This window comes from Bacillus sp. P4_D3, from assembly GCF_056401855.1.
In genome coordinates, this window is record NZ_JBFUIN010000663.1 from 1 (window position 1) to 1,696 (window position 1,696).

Below are 1,696 nucleotides of genomic sequence, written 5' to 3' on the forward strand. Positions count from 1 at the left end.
CAAATCGTCAGATGTTTCTTCTAACGTCGGGTCATATTTTGCCTCACGATCATACATTAAAATCATATCTAAAATATTATGGACATGCTCTTTACGAAGCCATCTAATATCTTGAGCACCTAATACAAATGCATGTGTATATAAATGTCCACCTTGTATCATTGCCTTTTCTTGCTCTTCTTCAAACCTGGACAAGATATTTTCATAAATAAACGGATTATGAAGCAATGCTCTGTGCAACTTATAACTTTCGCTTGAAATATTTTTCCCCATCGACTGGATTAAAAAGCTACGGCCGACACCGTTATATTGATACACGAATTGCCCATCAACAGCAACTAAGCTAATCCAGCGATACATATACGCGTATAGAAGAGCACGATTACATTTATCGTAATCTAACTTCGTTTGCGTTGCATTCAAGTCTGGCATAAAGGCTGGTAAGTGCCAATATTTATCTAAATGCGGCGTCAAACTAGATTTTTTACTATTTAATTTGTTCACGCGGCGATAATACGATTGAAAATAATCACCTTTATCGTTCATAAAACCATTCGCAATATGTCCAGATGAAAGCTTAGGAAAATCTTGTAGCGATAATCCGTAATGAGCACGATAACAAATCACTTCAAATGGTGAAAACGCCTCGTTTACCGTATCTTTTTCTTTAAACATTTCTTGCAATAACTCTTCTTGCAATTCTTGTTTTAAAGAAGGATGTACGCCCCAATATTGTAACTCTCTATGATGAGAAACTTTCGGAACGAACGGACTTGCTAAATGGAAAAGATCTTCAATTTTTTCACGAACGTATTCATCACGATCACGTTTCTTGAAATCTGCTTCTTTTCGCAATGCTTCAACGATATTAAGCTCTAGTTTGTCACGATAGCGCACTTGAAGTTCGTCATAACAATAACTCAATATATGTTCACGATAGAAGTCTTCCACCTTTTTCGACTGAATTTCTTCGGCTTTCGCATCACGACAATATTCCCCGTACAAGCTCATATAAATTTCAGCCGATATATCTTTCGGTAATACACCTAAATTTAAATGTTGCTGCATATCTTGCCAAATCTTTTCTTGCAATTTCTCTTCAGCTAATACGTATACATTCGTCGGGTTCGTTTTCCCCTCAAATTCCTTGCTTCGCTTTTGGATTTCAAACAATAAATTTTCACGTGTTTCGTGTAAATTATCAAAGAATCTTTCCCAATATTGGATCATTTTATCAGCTGCTTGGTATAGCGATTGATACACGAGTTCTAATAACATTTCTTTACGATACTCACTTAATTTGTGGACATATTGCGTTACGATATCTTCAAATTCTTTTTTGAACAAACGTTGCTGATTATAAAACATTTTGCCGACCCAGCCTTGTTGCTGGGCAATTTCAACGCGGCGAACAGCCGTTACCGTTCCATCAATATTACTCACATTAAATTTCTTATCGTAGTTTTGAATTAAATTACGCTTTTGTTCATTATTTTCATGCAGTCGATTCATCTTCTCTACTAACTGCTTACGAATTTYATACAGCATAAAACGTGCTGCGACAGGATGAACCGGATCCGTTTTCTTTAAAAACCATGTATTTAATTGATAAGACTGTCCTTCTGATCCACTCGGTATAAAGCGGTCTGATTCGACCATGTCATATAAAAGTGTAGTCACATGCTCATGTACACGG

The 1,696-nt window shown here is 36.3% G+C and carries 1 pseudogene; it reads right to left on the reverse strand.

The window, feature by feature from the left end:
• Positions 1-1,696 (reverse strand): annotated as a pseudogene (locus AC1DTM_RS25350) (tubulin-like doman-containing protein); the annotation flags it as partial.